This window comes from Nonomuraea antri (genome assembly GCF_013283785.1).
Lineage (GTDB): Bacteria > Actinomycetota > Actinomycetes > Streptosporangiales > Streptosporangiaceae > Nonomuraea > Nonomuraea antri.
Window position 1 is genome coordinate 52,812 of sequence record NZ_JABCPZ010000027.1, and the last position, 19,710, is coordinate 72,521.

At 68.0% G+C, this 19,710-nt stretch carries 19 protein-coding genes; 2 read left to right on the plus strand and 17 right to left on the minus strand.

The genetic code is table 11. The features are described 5' to 3' along the window. Window positions 1-11: 11 nt before the first annotated feature. The 16 genes from nuoN to HII36_RS12085 form a co-directional block, all read right to left on the minus strand. Entirely contained in the window at window positions 12-1,601 is a 1,590-nt protein-coding gene (gene nuoN, locus HII36_RS12010; RefSeq protein WP_173523205.1) for an NADH-quinone oxidoreductase subunit NuoN, read from the minus strand. Then, window positions 1,598-3,157, minus strand: a complete 1,560-nt coding sequence (locus HII36_RS12015) for an NADH-quinone oxidoreductase subunit M (RefSeq protein WP_173523206.1) — start codon at window positions 3,155-3,157, stop codon at window positions 1,598-1,600. The genes nuoN and HII36_RS12015 overlap by 4 nt, the downstream gene beginning before the upstream one ends. Next, entirely contained in the window at window positions 3,157-5,007 is a 1,851-nt protein-coding gene (gene nuoL, locus HII36_RS12020) for an NADH-quinone oxidoreductase subunit L (protein ID WP_173523224.1), read from the minus strand. The genes HII36_RS12015 and nuoL overlap by 1 nt, the downstream gene beginning before the upstream one ends. A 72-nt stretch (window positions 5,008-5,079) precedes the next feature. Then, window positions 5,080-5,376 carry an NADH-quinone oxidoreductase subunit NuoK gene (gene nuoK / locus HII36_RS12025; RefSeq protein ID WP_173523207.1) on the minus strand — a complete coding sequence of 99 codons (297 nt, stop codon included), beginning with the start codon at window positions 5,374-5,376 and terminating at the stop codon, window positions 5,080-5,082. After that, window positions 5,373-6,170 (minus strand): NADH-quinone oxidoreductase subunit J, encoded by a 798-nt coding sequence (locus HII36_RS12030; RefSeq protein ID WP_173523208.1) that lies wholly within the window; start codon window positions 6,168-6,170, stop codon window positions 5,373-5,375. The genes nuoK and HII36_RS12030 overlap by 4 nt, the downstream gene beginning before the upstream one ends. Next, on the minus strand, window positions 6,163-6,678 hold the full coding sequence (gene nuoI / locus HII36_RS12035; protein ID WP_173523209.1) for an NADH-quinone oxidoreductase subunit NuoI: 516 nt from the start codon (window positions 6,676-6,678) through the stop codon (window positions 6,163-6,165). Before nuoI ends, HII36_RS12030 begins: the two co-directional genes overlap by 8 nt. Beyond that, complete coding sequence (gene nuoH / locus HII36_RS12040; RefSeq protein WP_173523210.1) at window positions 6,665-7,966, minus strand: NADH-quinone oxidoreductase subunit NuoH; 1,302 nt, start codon at window positions 7,964-7,966, stop codon at window positions 6,665-6,667. Before nuoH ends, nuoI begins: the two co-directional genes overlap by 14 nt. Then, complete coding sequence (locus tag HII36_RS12045) at window positions 7,963-10,338, minus strand: NADH-quinone oxidoreductase subunit G (protein WP_173523211.1); 2,376 nt, start codon at window positions 10,336-10,338, stop codon at window positions 7,963-7,965. The genes nuoH and HII36_RS12045 overlap by 4 nt, the downstream gene beginning before the upstream one ends. Continuing rightward, window positions 10,335-11,633 (minus strand): NADH-quinone oxidoreductase subunit NuoF, encoded by a 1,299-nt coding sequence (gene nuoF / locus HII36_RS12050; RefSeq protein WP_173523212.1) that lies wholly within the window; start codon window positions 11,631-11,633, stop codon window positions 10,335-10,337. Before nuoF ends, HII36_RS12045 begins: the two co-directional genes overlap by 4 nt. Further along, a complete protein-coding gene (nuoE, locus tag HII36_RS12055) occupies window positions 11,630-12,286 on the minus strand; it encodes an NADH-quinone oxidoreductase subunit NuoE (RefSeq protein WP_173523213.1) in 657 nt (218 codons plus the stop codon). Before nuoE ends, nuoF begins: the two co-directional genes overlap by 4 nt. Beyond that, entirely contained in the window at window positions 12,283-13,608 is a 1,326-nt protein-coding gene (locus HII36_RS12060) for an NADH-quinone oxidoreductase subunit D (RefSeq protein ID WP_173523214.1), read from the minus strand. The genes nuoE and HII36_RS12060 overlap by 4 nt, the downstream gene beginning before the upstream one ends. After that, window positions 13,605-14,309: an NADH-quinone oxidoreductase subunit C gene (locus HII36_RS12065; protein ID WP_173523215.1), complete on the minus strand. Its 705-nt coding sequence runs from the start codon at window positions 14,307-14,309 to the stop codon at window positions 13,605-13,607. Before HII36_RS12065 ends, HII36_RS12060 begins: the two co-directional genes overlap by 4 nt. Continuing rightward, window positions 14,306-14,857, minus strand: a complete 552-nt coding sequence (locus HII36_RS12070; protein WP_173523216.1) for a NuoB/complex I 20 kDa subunit family protein — start codon at window positions 14,855-14,857, stop codon at window positions 14,306-14,308. The genes HII36_RS12065 and HII36_RS12070 overlap by 4 nt, the downstream gene beginning before the upstream one ends. 2 nt (window positions 14,858-14,859) lie before the next feature. Beyond that, window positions 14,860-15,255: an NADH-quinone oxidoreductase subunit A gene (locus HII36_RS12075; protein ID WP_173523217.1), complete on the minus strand. Its 396-nt coding sequence runs from the start codon at window positions 15,253-15,255 to the stop codon at window positions 14,860-14,862. A 64-nt stretch (window positions 15,256-15,319) separates the two neighbouring features. Then, complete coding sequence (locus HII36_RS12080; protein ID WP_173523218.1) at window positions 15,320-16,573, minus strand: geranylgeranyl reductase family protein; 1,254 nt, start codon at window positions 16,571-16,573, stop codon at window positions 15,320-15,322. Between the two features lie 264 nt (window positions 16,574-16,837). Next, a complete protein-coding gene (locus HII36_RS12085; RefSeq protein ID WP_173523219.1) occupies window positions 16,838-17,554 on the minus strand; it encodes a demethylmenaquinone methyltransferase in 717 nt (238 codons plus the stop codon). Between the two features lie 77 nt (window positions 17,555-17,631). On the opposite strand from HII36_RS12085, the gene HII36_RS12090 reads away from it, so the two are divergent. Continuing rightward, window positions 17,632-18,837, plus strand: coding sequence for a hypothetical protein (locus tag HII36_RS12090; protein WP_173523220.1), 1,206 nt, complete (start codon window positions 17,632-17,634; stop codon window positions 18,835-18,837). On the opposite strand, the gene HII36_RS12095 is transcribed toward HII36_RS12090, so the two are convergent. Beyond that, entirely contained in the window at window positions 18,834-19,052 is a 219-nt protein-coding gene (locus HII36_RS12095) for a DUF4229 domain-containing protein (RefSeq protein ID WP_173523221.1), read from the minus strand. The two genes, HII36_RS12090 and HII36_RS12095, sit on opposite strands and share 4 nt — an antisense overlap. 256 nt (window positions 19,053-19,308) lie before the next feature. Here HII36_RS12095 and HII36_RS12100 point away from each other — a divergent pair, with 256 nt between their 5' ends. After that, window positions 19,309-19,530 (plus strand): BldC family transcriptional regulator, encoded by a 222-nt coding sequence (locus HII36_RS12100; protein ID WP_026214226.1) that lies wholly within the window; start codon window positions 19,309-19,311, stop codon window positions 19,528-19,530. Window positions 19,531-19,710: the final 180 nt, after the last annotated feature.

The following is a 19,710-nucleotide window of genomic DNA, read 5'->3' on the forward strand; positions in this document are numbered from 1 at the left end:
ACAACAACCCCTTATCTGATGAACAGGCCGGAAGCGGCATCAGTGGCAATGTCGAGCACAGGCTGCGGGTACAGCCCGACTCCTACCGTAACCAGCAGAGAAACGGCGATGACGACGACGGTCCCCATACTGGGCACCGCGATCGCCGGGCCGTCGGCCGCCGGCTCGCTGAAGAACATCAGCACGATGACGCGGACGTAGAAGAACGCCGCCACGGCCGAGGCCACGACGCCCACCACGACCAGGCCGGCCATCCAGCCGCCCATCGAGTCGCCGGGCTGCGCGCCGCTCTGCAGCGCCGCCGCGAACACCGCGTACTTGCCGAAGAAGCCGCTGGTCAGCGGGATGCCGGCGAAGGCGAGCAGGAAGAAGGCGAACACGCCGGCCAGCACCGGGGAGCGCTTGCCCAGACCGGCCCACCGCGACAGGTGACCGGCCTCGCCGCCCGGGTCGCGCACCAGCGTGACCACGGCGAACGCGCCGACCGTGGTGATGCCGTACACGGCCAGGTAGAACAGGATCGCCTGCAGCGAGACGGCGTTTCCCTCGGGGCTGGTGAACGTGGCCACCACGCCGACCAGCAGGAAGCCGGCGTGCGCGATGGACGAGTAGGCCAGCATCCGCTTGATCTCGGTCTGCGTGATCGCCAGCACCGAACCCACGATCATGGTCAGCGCGGCGACGCCCCAGATGATCGGACGCCAGTTCCAGTCGAGGTTGCCCAGCGCCACCCAGAACACCCGGATCAGCGCGCCCACGGCCGCGACGAGCGTGCCCGAGGCCATGAGAGCGGTGATGGGGGTCGGGGCGCCCTGGTAGACGTCCGGCTTCCAGGCCTGGAACGGCGCAGCGCCGATCTTGAACAGCAGGCCCACGCCGAGCAGCGCGAAGCCGATCAGCAGCAGCGGGTCGAGCTGCGAGCCGGTGGCCAGGGCCTTGCTGATGCCCGGCAGCGAGACGGTGCCCGCGTAGCCGTAGATCATCGCCATGCCGTACAGGAAGAACGCCGAGGAGAACGCGCCCAGCAGGAAGTACTTCATCGACGCCTCCTGCGACAGCAGGCGACGCCGGCGGGCCAGGCCGCACAGCAGGTACAGCGGCAGCGACATGACCTCGAGCGCGACGAACATCATCAGCAGGTCGTGCGCGGCCGGGAACAGCATCATGCCGCCGACCGCGAACATCACCAGCGGGTAGACCTCGGTGTGGCCGCCGCCGGTGGTCTCGGCCTCCTCCTCGTCCGCGCTGCCTGGCACGGCCGCCGCCGAGGCGACGAAGTGGCCCTCGTCGTTGATCAGCAGCACGCAGACGATCGACAGGACGGCGATGACGCCCCAGATGAACAGCGTGGGACCGTCCACCGCCAGCGCGCCCATGGCGACCGGCTTGGTGGAGACGCCGCCCAGCACGCCCTGCACGATGATCAGGGCGAACGCGCCGATCAGGCCGATCAGCGCGAGCGGGATGTGGATCGCCTTACGCAGGTAGCGCGGCGCGAACGCCTCGACGAGCACGCCCACGATGGCCGCGAGGAAGATCAGGAGCAACGGCGCCAGAGTGCCGTACTCGATGGTCGGCGCCGGGATGACGTTGTCGTTCACTGACCACTCCCCCCTTCAGGACTGGTAGCCGTGGGGACGTCCACGTTCGCGATCGTCTGCACCACTGACGGGTTGATGACATCGAGCAGCGGCTTGGGGAAGAACCCGAAGCCGATGATCAGCGCGATGAGCGGGGCGAGCACCCACACCTCGCGCGCGTTCAGGTCCTTGAATGCCTTGACCGGCTCGGCCGTCGGCCCGTTCAGCGCCCGCTGCACCATCCACAGGATGTAGACGGCCGCCAGGATCACGGCCACCGCGGAGACGATCGCGAAGACGCGCAGCGCGCCAGCGCCGAAGGCCGGGCTCTGGTAGGTGCCCAGCATGACCATGAACTCGCTGACGAAGGACGACAGACCCGGCAGCGACAGACCGGCCAGACCGGCGATCAGGAAGAAGCCCGCCAGCGTCGGCGCGACCTTCTGCACGCCGCCGTAGTCGGCGATAAACGGCGAGCCGCGCCTGGCGATCAGGAACCCGGCCGCCAGGAACAGCGCACCGGTGGCGAAGCCGTGGTTGACCATGTACAGCGTGGCGCCGTTCTGGGCCACCTGGGACATGGCGAACACGCCCATCACGATGAAGCCGAAGTGCGAGATCGACGTGTAGGCGATGAGCCGCTTCATGTCGGTCTGGCCGATGGCCACGATCGCGCCGTACAGGATGCTGATGACCGCGAGCACCAGGATCGGCGTGGTGAACGCCTTGGCCGCCTCGGGGAACAGCTCCAGGCAGAAGCGGAGCATGCCGAACGTGCCCACCTTGTCCAGCACGCCGACCAGCAGCACCGCGGCGCCGGCCGGGGCCTGGGCGGCCGCGTCGGGCAGCCAGGTGTGCACCGGCCAGAGCGGGGCCTTGATGGCGAAGGCGATGAAGAACCCGGCGAACAGCCACTTCTGCGTGGTCGGGTCCTGGATGGCCCCGACGAGCTGCTCGAACTGGAACGACTTGCCGACGACGTACATGCCGATGACCGCGACCAGCATGAGCAGGCCGCCGAACAGCGAGTACAGCAGGAACTTGACGGCCGCGTAGGACCGCTGGGCGCCGCCGTACGACCCGATCATGAAGTACATCGGGATCAGCATGGCTTCGAAGAAGACGTAGAAGAGGAAGACGTCGGTCGCCGCGAAGACGCCGATCATCATCGTCTCGAGCACGAGCAGCAGCGAGAAGTACGTCTTGACCGACCGCTTCGGCGCGACGACCGTGCCGTCGGCCGTCTTGACGCCGTCCGCGTCGTGCCAGGAGGCCAGCACCACGATCGGCACCAGCACCGTGGACAGCAGGATCAGCACCAGCGCCACGCCGTCGGCGCCCAGCGCGAAGTGCACGCCGAACGACTCGATCCAGGTCCGGTCGAAACCGAACTGGAAGCGCGGCCCGGAGGTCTTGAACTGGAACGCCATGACGATGCTGAGCACCATCACGGCCAGCGAGACCAGCAGCGTGATCTGCTTGGCCAGCTTCTCACTGCCCTTGGGAAGCAGTGCCACCACGACGGCGCCCAGGACGGGCACCGCCATGAGCGTGGGTAGCCAGAATGACGACGACATCAGATGTTCCCAACGAGGAGCAGGGCGCCGGTCAGCAGGGCGGCACCGATCAGGATGGACAACGCGTACGTCCTGGCGAAGCCCGTCTGGAGCCTGCGCAGGCGGCCCGAGCTGCCCCCGATGCCCGCGGCCAGACCGTTGACCAGCCCGTCGATGCCGCGGTTGTCGAAGAACACCGCGATCCGGGTCAGCCACTGGCCGGGGCGCATGAACAGCGACTCGTTGAGCGCGTCGCCGTACAGGTCACGCCGGGCGAACGTGGTCAGGAACGAACCACGCGGCTGGACGGCGGGGACCGCAGCGCGGCCGTACTTGAACCAGGCGAACGCGGCGCCGACGGCGACCAGCGCGAGCGTGGCCAGGCCGACCTGGGTGGTGCTGAAGACGTGCGGCTTGGGCAGGTGCTCCGGCAGGCCGACGGCCGGGGCCAGGAACTTCATGAACCGGTTGTCCATGACCAGGTAGTAGCCGAGGCCGATCGAGCCGATGGACAGCAGGATCAGCGGCACCGTCATGACCGCCGGGGACTCGTGCGGGTGGGCTTCCTTGTCCCAGCGCTTCGCGCCGAAGAACGTCATGAAGATCATGCGGGACATGTAGAAGCCGGTGATGCCGGCGCCCAGCATGGCCAGCCAGCCCATCCACTGGCCCTGCTCCATGGCCGTCTCGATGATCCCGTCCTTGGTGTAGAAGCCGGACAGGAACGGGAAGCCGATGATCGCCAGGTAGCCGACCATGAACGTGATGAAGGTGATCGGCATGTACTTGCGCAGGCCGCCGTACTTGCGCATGTCGACCTCGTCGTTCATGCCGTGCATGACGGAGCCTGCGCCGAGGAACATGTTGGCCTTGAAGAAGCCGTGCGCGATGAGGTGGGCGATGGCGAAGGCGTAGCCCGCCGGGCCGAGGCCCGCGCCCAGCATCATGTAGCCGATCTGCGACATGGTCGAGCCGGCCAGGCCCTTCTTGATGTCGTCCTTGGCGCAACCGATGATCGCACCGGCGAGCAGCGTGGCGACGCCGACGATGGTGACGGCCAGCGACGCGGCGCTGGAGACCTCGAAGAAGGCGCCGGAGCGCACCACCAGGTAGACGCCGGCGGTGACCATGGTCGCGGCGTGGATCAGGGCCGAGACCGGGGTCGGGCCCTCCATGGCGTCGAGCAGCCAGGACTGCAGCGGGAGCTGCGCGGACTTGCCGCAGGCGCCCAGGAGCAGCAGCAGGCCGACCGCGGTCATCATGCCCGAGGACTGCTGGCCGATGGCCTGGTGGGTCAGGTCGCCGAAGGCGAGGCTGCCGAACGTGCTCCAGATGATGAACATGCCGATCAGCAGGCCGAGGTCACCGACCCGGTTGACCACGAACGCCTTCTTGGCGGCCACCGCCGCGGACGGCTTGAACTGCCAGAACCCGATGAGCAGGTACGAGGCCAGGCCCACACCCTCCCAGCCGATGAACAGCCCGACGTAGTTGTCGGACAGCACCAGCAGGAGCATCGCGGCCACGAACAGGTTCAGGTAGGAGAAGAACCTGCGCCGGTGCTCGTCGTGCGACATGTAGCCGATCGAGTAGATGTGGATCAGCGAACCCACACCGGTGATCAGCAGCGCGAAGCTGATCGACAGCGGGTCGATCAGCAGGCCCATGTCGGCGACGCCGGGGATGAACTCGTACAGATGCACGCCGCGCCGGCGCTGCGCCTCGCCGAACCCCATGAGTTCGAAGAAGGCCAGCACCGCCACGACGAACGAGGCGAGGGACATGGCCACGCCCAGCAGATGGCCCCAGCGGTTGGTGAACCGGCCGAACGCCAGCAGAATGAACGCCCCCACCAACGGGAGGGCGATCATCAGCCAGGACACTCCGATCACGCCGCCGGTGTGCTGGACGATCTGAGCGATTTCAGATTCCACCAGTCACCTCTAATACTTCAGCAGGTTGGCGTCGTCGACCGACGCGGACCTGCGGGTTCGGAAGATCGTCACGATGATGGCCAGACCGACGACGACCTCGGCGGCGGCCACCACCATCACGAAGAACGCGATGATCTGGCCTTCGAGGTTGCCGACCTGCCTGGCGAAGGTGACGAACGCCAGGTTGCAGGCGTTGAGCATCAGCTCGACGCACATGAAAACCACGATCGCGTTCCGCCTGATCAGCACGCCGAGCGCGCCGATCGCGAACAGCAGGCCCGACAGGATCAGGTAGTGCGTGGTCACTTCGTCACCTCGCCCTGCTTCTCGTGCGAGTCATTGTCGGACTCCTCCTCAACCGAGTGCTTGATGGCCTCGGCGAGCTTGGGGTCCTCGGGGAGGTGGCCCTGCTCGACGTCGTACCGCGCGATGTAGCGGTTGACCGAGGCTTCTGCGACCGACCCGTCGGGCAGCAGCGCCGGCATGTCGATGGCGTTGTTCCTGGCGTAGGTGCCGGGGCCGGGCAGCGGCGACGGGCGGTCGCCGCGGAACCTGGCGCGCGACAGGTCCTTCTGCGTGGCCTTCGCGGTGAGCCGCTCGCGGTGCGCCAGCACCATCGCGCCGAGCGCGGCGGTGATCAGCAGCGCGGAGGTGATCTCGAACGCGAACACGTAGTCGGTGAACAGCGCCTTCGCCAGCGGCCTGATGTAGCCGCTCGTGCTGCCGACCACGTCGGCCAGCCCCTTCTGGGAGGCGAAGACCGCGTTGCCGACGGCCAGGATGATCAGCGAGGCGAAGCCGACGCCCGCGATGACCGCCCAGAAGCGCTGGCCCTTGAGCGTCTCCACGAACGAGTCCGAGGAGTCGACGCCGACCAGCATGAGCACGAACAGGAACAGCATCATGACGGCGCCGGTGTAGACGATGATCTGCACCGCGGCCAGGAAGGGCGCGTCCTGCACGGCGTACAGCACCGCCAGGCACAACATCACGGCGCCGAGCATCAGCGCGGAGTAGACGGCCTTCCTGTTGAAGACCACGCCGAGCGCCGCACCGACCGAGACGACGGCGAGCACCCAGAACGTGATGGTCTCACCCATTGGTCCGTCCCAGCCGGTAGTAGTCCTCTTCGGTCTCGCCGAGCCGCATGGGGTGCGGCGGCTGCTCCATGCCCTGCGTCAGGGGCGCGAGAAGCATCTCCTTGGTGTAGATGAGGCTCTCACGGCTGCTGTCGGCGAGCTCGTACTCGTTGGTCATGGTCAGCGCGCGTGTCGGGCACGCCTCGATGCACAGGCCGCACAGGATGCAACGCAGGTAGTTGATCTGGTACGTGCGTCCGTACCGCTCACCCGGGGAGAAGCGTTCCTCGTCGGTGTTGTCCGCGCCTTCCACGTAGATGGCGTCGGCGGGACACGCCCAGGCGCACAGCTCGCAGCCGACGCACTTCTCCAGCCCGTCAGGCCAGCGGTTGAGCTGGTGACGCCCGTGGAAGCGAGGAGCCGTCGGCTTCTTCTCCTCCGGGTAGTTGGTCGTGACGGGCTTCTTGAACATCGTGTGGAAGGTGACCCCGAAGCCCTTGACGGGGTTCAGCCAATCAGTTAGTCCCACTGGGAATCTCCTTGCGCTGCACCCCGTGGTAGTGCGGCAGGTCGAGCGGCGGCACTGGGAAGCCACCGGCCGCGGGCTCGTTGGACAGTTCCTCGAACTCGGCTTCGACCTCGGCCTTCCTGGCTTCCTTGCGGCGCTGGTTGACCGTGTCGAACCGGAGCCAGATGGCCAGCGCGCCGATCACGATGATCGCGCCGAGCGCGACGCCGAGCACCGTGTTGCCCTCGTTGACGACGAGGTTGCGGACGGCGGCCACGAGCAGGATCCAGGCCAGGTTGACCGGGATGAGCACCTTCCAGCCCAAGGACATGAGCTGGTCGTAGCGCACGCGCGGCAGCGAGGCACGCACCCACACGATGAAGCTGAACGTCAGCACGAACTTGATGAAGAACCACAGCACCGGCCACCAGCCCTGGTTGGCGCCGTCCCACAGGGAGATGGGGAACGGAGCCCGCCAGCCGCCGAGGAACAGCGTCACGGCGATGCCCGAGGCGGTGAACGTGTGCAGGTATTCACCCATCATGATCAGGGCGAACTTCAGCGACGAGGAGTACTCGGTCTGGAAGCCGCCGACCAGCTCGCCCTCGCCCTCGGGCAGGTCGAACGGGATACGGGCGGCCTCGCCGAACATGCAGATCACGTAGACGAGGAACGAGGGGATCAGGAGCACCGCGAACCAGGTCTGCTCCTGCGCCTTGACGATCTCCGACGTGGACAGGGTCCCGGCGAACAGGAAGACGCCCACGAAGGACAGGCCCATGGCGATCTCGTACGAGACCACCTGCGCCGCCGACCGCAGACCGCCGAGCAGCGCGTACGGCGAGCGCGACGACCAGCCGGCCAGCACCACGCCGTAGACCGAGATGGCGCCCATGGCCAGCATGAACAGCACGGCCACCGGCAGGTCGACGAGCTGCAGCGGCGTCTCGACGCCGAACAGGTTGACCATCGGGCCGAACGGCACGATCGAGAAGGCCAGGAAGGCGGGGATCACCATGATGACCGGGGCCAGCAGGTACAGCACCCGGTCGACGGTGTTGGGGAAGATGTCTTCCTTCAACCCCATCTTCAGGCCGTCGGCCACGGACTGCAGCAGACCGAACTTGCCGGCCCGGTTGGGGCCGTAGCGGTGCTGCATCCGCGAGATCAGCTTGCGCTCGAACCAGACGCCGAACAGGATGCCCAGCATCAGGAAGGCGAAGAGCATCACGGCCTTGATGATGGTGATCCAGAGCGGATCGTGCCCGAAGCTGTTCACGGTCGGCGGGACCGCGAGAACGTGGATCATGAGGCGCTCCCGATGGTGACGATGTCCCCGGCCACCGCGCGCAGGTCGCGCGTGACCGAGCAGCCGCCGGAGTTCGCAGGCACCCAGACCACGCGGTCGGGCAGGTCGGCGACGCGCACCGGCAGCGTGACGAGGTCACCGATGGCGAGCTTGTCGCCGTCGGTGACGCCGATCTCGGCCGCGGTGCTCTCGGAGACCAGTGCTTCGGCGGTGCGGGCGGTGCCCGCGAGGTACGGCTCGCCGTCCTGCAGCCGGCCGTCGTCCAGCAGCAGGTGCCAGGTCGACAGCAGCGCCTGACCAGCGGCGGGGACGTCGGGGGTGCGGGCGGCCGCGTTCGGCGCGGCGACGCGGGTGCCGCGCCACACGCGCAGCTCCGACAGCTCGCGGCGGGCGGCCTTGACGTCGGGCAGGCCCAGGTGGACGTCCATCCTGTCGGCCAGGTTGCCGATCACGTTCAGGTCGGACATCAGCCCTGGGACGCGCAGCGGCGCCTCGAACGAGCGGCCGCGGCCCTCCCAGTTGACGAACGTGCCGCCCTTCTCCTGCACGGCGGCGACCGGCAGGACCACGTCGGCGCGGTCGGTGACGGCGCTGGCGCGGATCTCCAGGCTGACGATGAACGGCGTGTTCTCCAGCGCGTCGAGCGCGGCGGCCGGGTCGGCCAGGTCGTAAGGGTCGACCCCGGCCACGACCAGCGCGTCGATCTCGCCGTCGCGGGCGGCGGCGAGGATTCCGGCCGTGTCGCGGCCCGGCGTGACGGGCAGCGAGCCCACGTTCCACACCTTGGCGACCTCGGCGCGGGCGCTCTCGTCGGCGACCGGGCGGCCGATCGGCAGCAGGTTCGGCAGCGCGCCGGCCTCGACGGCGCCGCGCTCACCGGCCCTGCGCGGGATCCAGGCGAGCCTGACGCCGGAGCCGGAGGCCAGCCGCACCAGCGCGGACAGCGCGCCGGGGACGGTGGCCAGCCGCTCGCCGGCCAGCACGATCGTGCCCTCGGCCAGCGTGCCGACCAGGTCGCCGATCGCGTCGGCCTCGGCGCCGGGCGCGGTGCGGATGAGCGTGCCGCCCATCTTGGCCAGGCCCGCGGAGGCGAACGGGGCGATCGAGGTGACCTTCAGGCCCTTCTTCTGCCACGCCTTGCGCAGGCGCAGGAAGACGATCGGCGATTCGTCCTCGGGCTCGAACCCGGCCAGCAGGACGGCCGGGGCGTTCTCGAGGTCGGCGTAGCTGATCTCGATGCCCTTGCCGGCCACCGCGTGGGCCAGGAACTGCGCCTCTTCGGCGGAGTGCGGCCTGGCGCGGAAGTCGATGTCGTTGGTGCCCAGCGCGAGCCTGGCGAACTTGGCGTAGGCGTAGGAGTCCTCGACGGTGACGCGGCCGCCGACCAGGACGCCGGCCTTGCCGCGGGCCTTGGCCAGGCCCTCGGCGGCCACCATCAGCGCCTCCGGCCACGAGGCCGGGACGAGCACGCCTTCCTCGTTGCGCACCAGCGGCGTCTTGAGCCGGTCGGGCTGCGTGGCGTAGGTGAACGCCCAGCGGCCCTTGTCGCAGTTCCACTCCTCGTTGACCTGCGGGTCGTTGCCGGCCAGGCGGCGGGTGACCCGGCCGCGCCGGTGGTCGGTGCGCTGGGCGCAGCCGGCCGCGCAGTGCTCGCACGCGCTCGGCGTGGAGACCAGGTCGAACGGGCGGGCGCGGAAGCGGTAGGCGGCGCCGGTCAGCGCGCCCACCGGGCAGATCTGCACCGTGTTGCCGGAGAAGTAGGAGTTGAACGGCTTGCCGTCGGCCGTGCGCACCTGCTCCTTGGCCCCGCGCTCGAAGAACTCGATGAGCGGGTCGCCGGCGATCTGCTCGGAGAAGCGGATGCAGCGGGCGCACTGCACGCAGCGCTCACGGTCGAGCAGGACCTGCGTCGACAGCGGCAGCGGCTTGGGGAAGGTGCGCTTCTGCTCCTGGAACCTGGACTCGCCCTGGCCGTTCGACATGGCCTGGTTCTGCAGCGGGCACTCGCCGCCCTTGTCGCAGACCGGGCAGTCGAGCGGGTGGTTCATCAGCAGCAGCTCCATGGCCCCGCGCTGCGCCTTCTCGGCGACCGGCGAGGTGAGCTGGGTCTGCACGACCATGCCCTCGGCGACCTCGATCGCGCACGACGGCTGCGGCTTGGGGAAGCCGCGGCCGTTGCCCGCGTCGGGGATGTCGACCAGGCACTGGCGGCAGTTGGCCGCCGGGTCGAGCAGCGGGTGGTCGCAGAACCTGGGGATCTGGATGCCCAGCAGCTCGGCGGCCCTGATGATCAGAGTGCCCTTGGGGACACTGACCTGGAACCCGTCGATGGTCAGGGTCACCAGGTTCGTTTCGGTCTCTACGACGGTCACTGCTCACCCCAGAGAGTGGACTTCTTCGGGTCGAACGGGCAGCCGCCGATCTCGCGGAGCTCGAAGTGCTTGAGGTACTCCTCGCGGAAGTACTTCACCGAGGAGTGGATCGGGCTGGTCGCGCCGTCGCCGAGGGCGCAGAACGAGCGGCCGAGGATGTTGTCCGCGATGTCGGTGATCGTGGTCAGGTCCTCTTCCGTGCCCTGGCCCTTCTCCAGGCGCTTGAGCACCTGCTTGAGCCAGTACGTGCCCTCGCGGCACGGCGTGCACTTGCCGCACGACTCGTGCGCGTAGAACTCGGTCCAGCGCAGCACGGTGCGGACCACGCAGGTGGTCTCGTCGAAGATCTGCAGCGCGCGGGTGCCCAGCATGGAGCCCTTGGCGCCGACCGCCTCGAAGTCGAGCGGCACGTCGAGGTGCTCGTCGGTGAAGATCGGCGTGGACGAGCCGCCCGGGGTCCAGAACTTGATCTGGTGCCCCTCGCGGATGCCGCCGGCCATGTCGAGCAGCTCGCGCAGCGTGATGCCGAGCGGGGCCTCGTACTGGCCGGGCCTGGTGACGTGGCCGCTGAGCGAGAAGATGCCGAAGCCCTTGGACTTCTCGGTGCCCATGGAGGCGAACCAGTCGGCGCCGTTGCCGATGATCGAGGGAACACTGGCGATCGACTCGACGTTGTTCACGACAGTAGGCGAGGCGTACAGGCCCGCCACGGCCGGGAACGGGGGCTTGAGTCGCGGTTGACCTCTGAAGCCCTCCAGCGAGTCGAGCAGCGCCGTCTCCTCGCCGCAGATGTACGCCCCGGCGCCGCTGTGCACGACCAGTTCGAGGTCGTAGCCGGAGCCGAAGATGTCCTTGCCGAGGTAGCCCTTCTCGTACGCCTCGCGCACGGCCGCGTGCAGCCGGCGGATGACGTGCAGCACCTCGCCGCGCACGTAGATGAAGGCGTGGTTGGCCCGGATCGCGAACGACGTGATGATGATGCCCTCGACCAGCGAGTGCGGGTTGGCCATCATCAGCGGGATGTCTTTGCAGGTGCCCGGCTCCGACTCGTCGGCGTTGACGACGAGGTAGTGCGGCTTGCCGTCGCCCTGCGGGATGAAGCCCCACTTCATGCCGGTGGGGAAGCCCGCGCCGCCGCGGCCGCGCAGGCCGGAGTCCTTGACGGCCTGGATGACGGCGTCGGGGTCCATGCCCAGCGCCTTCTTGGCCGCCTCGTACTCGCCGTAGCCGTCGAGGGTGAAGGAGTTGGCCTGGTCCCAGTTCGCGGTCAGGACCGGGGTAAGGGTCGTGCTCATGCCTCGGGGGCCTTCCATCCGTTGGCCTTGGCGACCTTCAGGCCCTCCAGCGAGGCGCCGGCGGCCGAGGGGCCGTCACCGGCGAGCTCGTCGGGCAGGCCCGACAGCACGCGCGAGGCCTCCTTGAAGGTGCACAGCTTCTTCGGGCCGCGCGTGGGGCTGACGCTCTTGCCGTCGCGCAGGTCGTCGACGAGCTGCTTGGCCGACTCCGGGGTCTGGTTGTCGAAGAACTCCCAGTTGACCATCATGACCGGGGCGAAGTCGCAGGCCGCGTTGCACTCCAGGCGCTCCAGCGAGACCTTGCCGTCGGCGGTCGCCTCGTCGTGACCGACGCCGACGTGCTCCGACAGCTCGTCCCAGATCTGGTCGCCGCCCATGACCGCGCACAGCGCGTTGATGCACACGCCGACGTGGTACTCGCCGGCCGGCTTGCGCTTGTACATGGTGTAGAAGGTGGCCACGCCGACCACCTCGGCCTTGCTCAGCCCCAGCATCTCGGCGCAGAACTCGTGGCCGTCGTCGGAGACGTAGCCGTCCTCCGACTGCACCAGGTGGAGCAGCGGCAGCAGCGCCGACCGCGTCTTCGGGTAGCGCCCGATGATCTCCTTGGCGTCCCGTTCGAGACGCTCACGGACTTCCGGCGAATAACTCACCGGTCCACACCTCCCATGACGGGGTCGATAGAAGCCACCGCGGCGATCACGTCGGCGACCTGGCCGCCCTCCGCCATCGCGGGGAAGCTCTGCAGGTTGCAGAAGGACGGCTCGCGGAAGTGCACGCGGTACGGGCGGGTGCCGCCGTCGCTGACCACGTGCGCGCCGAGCTCGCCCCTGGGGGACTCGACGGTGGCGTACGCCTGGCCGGCCGGCACCCGGAAGCCCTCGGTCACCAGCTTGAAGTGGTGGATGAGGGCCTCCATCGAGGTGCCCATGATGTGTGCGATGTGATCGGGGGAGTTGCCGAAGCCGTCGGGGCCGAGCGCGAGCTGCGCGGGCCAGCCGATCTTCTTGTCCTCGATCATCACCGGGTCGCCCTTGAGCGGGCCCGCGATGCGGTCGAGAGCCTGCTCAATGATCTTGAGCGACTCCTCCATCTCCTGCATGCGCACCAGGTAGCGGCCGAACACGTCGCAGCTGCGCTCGGTGGCCACGTCGAACTCGTACGTCTCGTAGCCGCAGTACGGCTGCGACTTGCGCAGGTCCCACGGCAGGCCGGCGGCACGCAGGATCGGGCCGGTGATGCCCAGCGCCATGCAGCCGGTCAGGTCGAGGTAGCCGACGTCCTTGGTGCGGCGGGTGTAGACCGGGTTCTCGTCGAGGAGCTTGCGGATGTCCTTGATCCGCTTGGGCATCTCCTTGAGGAACTCGCCGACCTTGTCGACCGCGCCCGCGGGCAGGTCGACGCTGACGCCGCCCGGCCTGATGTAGGCGTGGTTCATGCGCAGGCCGGTGATGTACTCGAAAAGGTCCATGATCAGCTCGCGGTCGCGGTAGCCGAACAGGAACGGCGTGGTCGCGCCCAGCTCCATGCCGAACGTGCCCATGGCGACCAGGTGCGAGGCGATGCGGTTGAGCTCCATCATCATCACGCGGATGGCCTGCGCCCGGTCAGGGACGCGGTCCTCGATGCCGAGCAGCTTCTCGACGCCCAGGCAGTAGGCCGTCTCGTTGAAGATCGGCGAGAGGTAGTCCATGCGAGTGACGAACGTGGTCCCCTGGGTCCACGTGCGGAACTCCATGTTCTTCTCGATGCCGGTGTGCAGGTAGCCGATGACGCCGCGCGCCTCGGTGACCGTCTCACCGTCGAGGGTCAGGACCAGGCGGAGCACGCCGTGCGTGGACGGGTGCTGCGGGCCCATGTTGACGACGAGTCGCTCGTCATCGGACTCGCGGATGCCGGTGACGACCTCGTCCCAGTCCGCGCCGGTGACCGAGTAGACCTTGCCCTCTGTCGCCTCGTCATATGCGGTGCTCAAGAGTACGACCTCCTCCGGTCAGGCGAGGGGATGGTGGCGCCGCGGTATTCGACCGGGATGCCGCCGAGCGGGTAGTCCTTGCGCTGGGGGTGACCCTCCCAGTCGTCCGGCATCATGATTCGGGTCAGGGCCGGGTGGCCGTCGAAGATGATGCCGAAGAAGTCGTACGTCTCGCGCTCATGCCAGTCGTGACCAGGGTAAACGCCCACGGTCGATGGAATGTGCGGGTCGGAGTCAGGCGCGCTGGCCTCGACGCGGACGCGCCGGTTGTGAGTGAGCGAGCACAGGTGGATCACCGCGTGCAGCTCCTCGCCGGCCAGGTGCGGGTAGTGCACGCCGGAGACGCCCAGCGACAGCTCGAAGCGCAGCGCCGGGTCGTCGCGCAGCTTCTGGCACACCTCGACCAGGCGCTCGCGCTTGACGTGCAGGGTCAGCTCACCCCGGTCCACGACCACGCGCTCGATGGCGTCGTCGAGCGCCAGCGCGTCGACGACCTCGTCGAAGTAGCCGCCGTAGGGGCGCGGGGTGGAGATCTGCGGCGCCCGCCGGACGACGAGACCGCCGTAGCCGGAGGTGTCGCCGGAGTCGGCGGCGCCGAACATGCCGTGCCTGGCGACGGGCGCCTCGGCGGCCACGGGGACGTCGGCCTTGTCCGGGACGTTCGCCTCAGGGCTGTCCGGGAGGTTGTCGGGCGAGGTCACTTGGCCGCTCCCTGGTCGATCAGCGGCAGCGTGCGCAGCGCCTGCAGTTCGAGCTCCTCGATCTGCTCGGCCCGGTGCGCGCCGAACTTCATGTTCTGGATCTTGTCGTGCAGCTTCACGATCGCGTCGATCAGCATCTCGGGCCGCGGCGGGCAGCCGGGCAGGTAGATGTCGACGGGCACGATGTGGTCGACGCCCTGCACGATGGCGTAGTTGTTGAACATGCCGCCGCTGGAGGCGCACACGCCCATGGAGATGACCCACTTGGGCTCGGCCATCTGGTCGTAGATCTGCCGCAGGACGGGGGCCATCTTCTGCGACACGCGCCCGGCGACGATCATGAGGTCGGCCTGGCGGGGAGACGCCGAAGCGCGCTCCATGCCGAAGCGCGCCAGGTCGTAGTGGGGGCCACCGGTGGCCATCAGCTCGATGGCGCAACAGGCGAGACCGAACGTGGCCGGCCACACGGAGTTCTTGCGCGCCCATCCGGCGGCCGCTTCGACCGTGCTGAGGATGAAGCCGCTGGGCAGTTTCTCTTCAAGTCCCATTTTCAGTCCCAGTCCAGACCCTTGCGGCGCCACACGTACGCGTAGGCGACGAGCACGGTGGCGATGAACAGCAGCATCTCGACGAGCGCGAACAGGCCGAAGCCGGAGAACAGCACGCGGCCCGCGTCGTCGGTCAGGGGCGCGAAGGAGACCGCCCAGGGGTATAGGAAGATGATCTCGATGTCGAAGACGATGAAGAGCATCGCCGTGATCATGTATTTGAGCGGGAACCGTCCGCCACCGACCGGCTGGGGCGTCGGCTCGATGCCGCATTCGTAGGCGTCAAGCTTGGCGCGGTTCCAGCGCTTGGGACCGGTGAAGGGAGCGATGGCGACCGAGAAGATCGCGAAGCCCCCCGCGAGAACGGCGAGCACCAGGATGGGCACGTAAAGGTCCATCGCTACGCCTCCTCTGGAGTCGCCGCGCGCGCGGGCGCGCAGCCTGATTCGTTGATTCTGAGAGTCATGCTGGTGGGGCGACCTTTGAGAGAGCGTTGATGATCTTGTCCGACGCATCGCCTCGCCGGTCGGTGAGATTACCAAGGAGTTTGAGCGCAAAGCGCATCAGCCTCGGGTGAGGCAGTCCGTGCCTTGTACCGAAGCTCATCACACCCGGCTTCCCAATTGCCTCGACGAACAACCTACCTAGGGTGAAATAACCCCCATAGGCGTCCTTCAGGACCTGGGGATAGGTCCTGAGGATCCGCTCCTGTTGTGCTGGAGTGGTGTTCTTGAGTGCCTTCGCGATGATCTCGGCGGCGATCTCGCCGGTCTCCATGGCGTAGGCGATGCCTTCCCCGTTGAACGGGTTGATCGAGCCGCCCGAGTCGCCCACGAGCATGAGGCCGCGCGTGTAGTGCGGCTGCCTGTTGAAGGCCATCGGGAGCGCGGCGCCGCGGATGGGCGCCGTCATGTTCTCCTCGGTGAAGCCCCACTCCGCGGGCATCGACTTGCACCAGCGCCTGATCAGGTCGCGGTAGTCGATGTTCTTGAACTGCGAGCTGGTGTTGAGCAGGCCGAGCCCGACGTTGGCGGTGCCGTCGCCGACGCCGAAGATCCAGCCGTAGCCGGGCAGCAGCGTGTCGCCGTCCCACAGCTCCAGCCAGATCTCCAGGTAGTCGTCGTCGTGCCGCGGGCTCTCGAAGTAGGTGCGCACGGCCACGCCCATCGGGCGGTCTTCGCGCTTGTGCAGGCCCATGCCGAGGGCCAGGCGGGTGCTGTTGCCGTCGGCGGCGACGACCACGCGGCTGCGGAACTCCCTGCCGTCCTTGGTGGTCACGCCGACGATGTGGCCGCTGCGGTCGTCGAGCACCGGCCCGGTGACGTTGACGCCCTCCATCATGCGGACGCCGCCCTTGACCGCGTTGTTCGCGACGATCTCGTCGAAGTCTTTACGCGTGCGCACGAGGCCGAAGTCGGGGAATCGCTCCAACTGCGGCCAGTCGAGGTCGAAGCGATGGCCGCCGCCCACGACGCGCAATCCCTTGTTCCTGATCCAGCCGGGCGCGTCGATGTCGACGCCCATGTTGAGCAACTGCTTGACCGCACGCGGGGTCAGGCCGTCGCCGCAGACCTTCTCGCGGGGGAACCTGGTCTTCTCCAGGAGTAGCACGTCGAGACCGGCCTGGGCGAGGTAAAAGGCGGTTGCGGAACCGGCGGGACCAGCGCCGACGACGATGACGTCGGCGTCTGCCTGGTTGGCTGTTGGCACCGTCACTGGACTGTCCTGTCCCTCGAAGGCCTTGGGGTGTCGCGCCTTCGTTCCTTTGTGAACCCCTTCACAAACTTGTCGGCCCGCAGTCTACTGCGTTTCGCGTAGATAGTGGCAGCCGGGGCTGGCGTTTTGCCCAGTTGGGGGCATCAGGCAAGGGTAGAGGGACGTCTGTCGCAGATCAACGGGGCACCCGCCCGGTTCAGCCCGGTTCGTACTCCCGGTTCACCCCGGTTCGACCCTTCGGTTCACTCTGGTTGAACGCCCGGTTCACTCCGGCTTGAACGCCCGGTGAACGGCGACGATCCCCATCGACAGATTGCGCCAGGCCACCCGGCGCCAACCGGCGTCCTGGATGACGCGGGCCAGCGTCGGCTGGTCGGGCCAGTCCCTGATCGACTCGGCCAGGTACTCGTAGGAGTCGTCGTTGGAGCCGAACACCTTGGCCACCTGCGGCAGCAGCTTCATCAGGTATTCGCGGTAGACCAGGTCGAACGGGGCGAACGTGACATGCGAGAACTCCAGGATCACCAGCTTGCCGCCCGGCTTGGTCACCCGCAGCATCTCGCGCAACGCCTGCCCGGTGTCGTGCACGTTGCGCAGCGCCACCGAGATCGTCACCGCGTCGAACACGTCGTCGGCGAACGGCAGCCGCATCGCGTCGCCCGCGATGAACGGCACGCCCGCTCCGGTGAGCGCGTTGCCGCCGTGCCGCCTGACCCCCGTGCGCAGCATGCCGAGCGAGAAGTCGGAGGCCACCGCGCGGGCGCCCAGCGTGGTGAAGGAGTCGGTGGAGGTGCCGGTGCCCGCGCCCAGGTCGAGGACCACCTCTCCGGGGCCCGCGTCGACCGCGGCGGCCACCGCCTTACGCCAGAAGCGCACCTGACCCAGCGAGATCACGTCGTTGACCAGGTCGTAGCGCCGGGCGGTGCGATCGAACATCGCGGCGACCTCGTCCGGCTGTTTGTCCAACTGAGCACGCGTCATGCGGATAGCCTATGGCTAACCCCGTAATTGACGGAAAGTAGCGGCGACGCTACGCAACGTCTGCTAGAACTTGGCGAATGCTTGCCAGTGTCGCCCTTGCGGCGATCATCGCCTCGGCCCCCGTCGCGCATCCGCGCGTGGTCTCGGCCGACCCGGCTGACAACACCCCCCATGTTCTCGACGGCATCGTCAACGCGTTCGCGCTGGTCGGCGGCACGGTGGTGGTCGGCGGCTCGTTCAGCGAGGTGGCCGATCCCGACGGCCGCGCGGTCTACCCGCGGGCCAACCTGTTCGCCTACGACCTGGCCACCGGCCGGGTCCTGCCCCGCTTCGCGCCGTTCGTGGCCGGCGCGGTCCACGGGCTGGCGGCGGGCGACGATGGAACGGTCTACGTGGGCGGCGCCTTCCGCGCCGTCAACGAGGAACGCGCGCACGCGCTGACCCGGCTCAGCCTGGCCGACGGCCGGGCCGTGCCGGGGTTCCGTCCGGCGATCGCCGGCGGCATGGTGACCTCGCTGGCCAGGCGGGGCTCCAGGCTTTACGTAGGCGGCGACTTCACCTACCCGCGCACCGCACTGGCCAGGCTCGACGCGTCGAGCGGCCGGACCGACCCGGGTTTCCGCATCACGCCGGGCGCGCCGCTGACCTCACGGGTGAAGGTGCACGCGCTGGCCCTGTCGGCCGACAGGCTCGCCGTCGACGGCAGCTTCACCACGCTCAACGGCCGGTCGAGACCGCAGCTCGGGCTGATCGACGTCGGCCGCGCCACGGCCAGGGTCGACGGCTGGCGCACCGAGGCCTACTCGGCCAAGTGCATGGACGCCTTTCCCTCATACGTACGCGGCCTGGACTTCTCGCCGGACGGCCGCTACTTCGCGGTCGTCACCACCGGCGGGCCGAAGGGCCGGCTGTGCGACACCGCGGCCAGGTTCGAGACCTACGCCAAGGGCAGCAACGTGCCTCCCACCTGGGTCAACAGCACGGGCGGCGATTCGCTCTACGCGGTGTCGGTGACGGGCGCGGCGGTCTACGTGGGCGGGCACCAGCGCTGGCTGAACAACCCGAAGGGCCGCGACTCGGCCGGGCCGGGCTCAGTGCCCAGGCCGGGCATCGGCGCCATTCACCCGCGCACGGGAAAGGCGCTCGGCTGGAATCCCGGGCGCGAGCGCGGGATCGGAGTCAAGGCTTTTCTGGCGCATGCCGGCGGCCTACTAGTCGGTAGCGACACAACGAGACTCGGACGGGAGTACCATGCCCGGATTGGCATGTTCCCCCTGCCCTAGTCGGCCTGCGGCTTCGGCCGGTCGATCTTCTTCGTGATGCGCTCACTCATGGCATCACGTTGCTTGGACAGCAGAACGTAGCTGACGACGCCGCTGATCACGAATGACAGCAGGATCAGCAGGATCCAGTCCTGCAGTCCCACCAGCAGCAGGATGATCAGGGTCACGCCGAACAGGCCGATCCGCGACGCGGTGTAAACGAGAACGGGACGCACAGGTCGAGGTTACTCGCACCGGCGTAGCGGTCGCTCTTCGCATCGGACGCGAGCACTGCTACTGTTCCCAGTCAGGGTGTTTCGTAAAGAAACACCCACGAGAGCCCCAAAGAGGCTCTATCATATAACAATCGGGCAGTCAGCTGATAACAACCCGTGATCTTTGTAGAAAACCACGGATAAATCAGGCTTCGCTCGACACACTGGTTACCTGTCCGCCCGCTGGCAGGAAGCGGGATGCGAGGGGGAGAGATTGGTGGAGAGTAGCAGCGAGCGTCTGCTGACCCCTGGAGAGGTTGCCGCCCTCTTCCGGGTAGACCCAAAGACGGTTACGCGCTGGGCTGCGGCAGGCCGCATCAGTAGTATCCGCACCCCCGGAGGGCACCGGCGCTTCCGCGAATCGGAAGTGCACGCCCTTCTTCGAGGCGAGGACGTTCTTACGGCCGACAGGCCGGCAGGTGAGTCCCCGCGCGTCTGACGTTCCGTCCCGACGGTGATCCTGGATCGACAGGATCACCGCCGACGGGGCCTTCTGTTCGCGTGCTTTCCGGCCCACTTCGTACGGCGAGCACGGGGCGGCGCCAACCGCCGACCGTGGCTGGCGCCTGTCCAATCCCTCGTCACTCCAGGCCACACCCCTCTCACTCCCCGGTTCCCC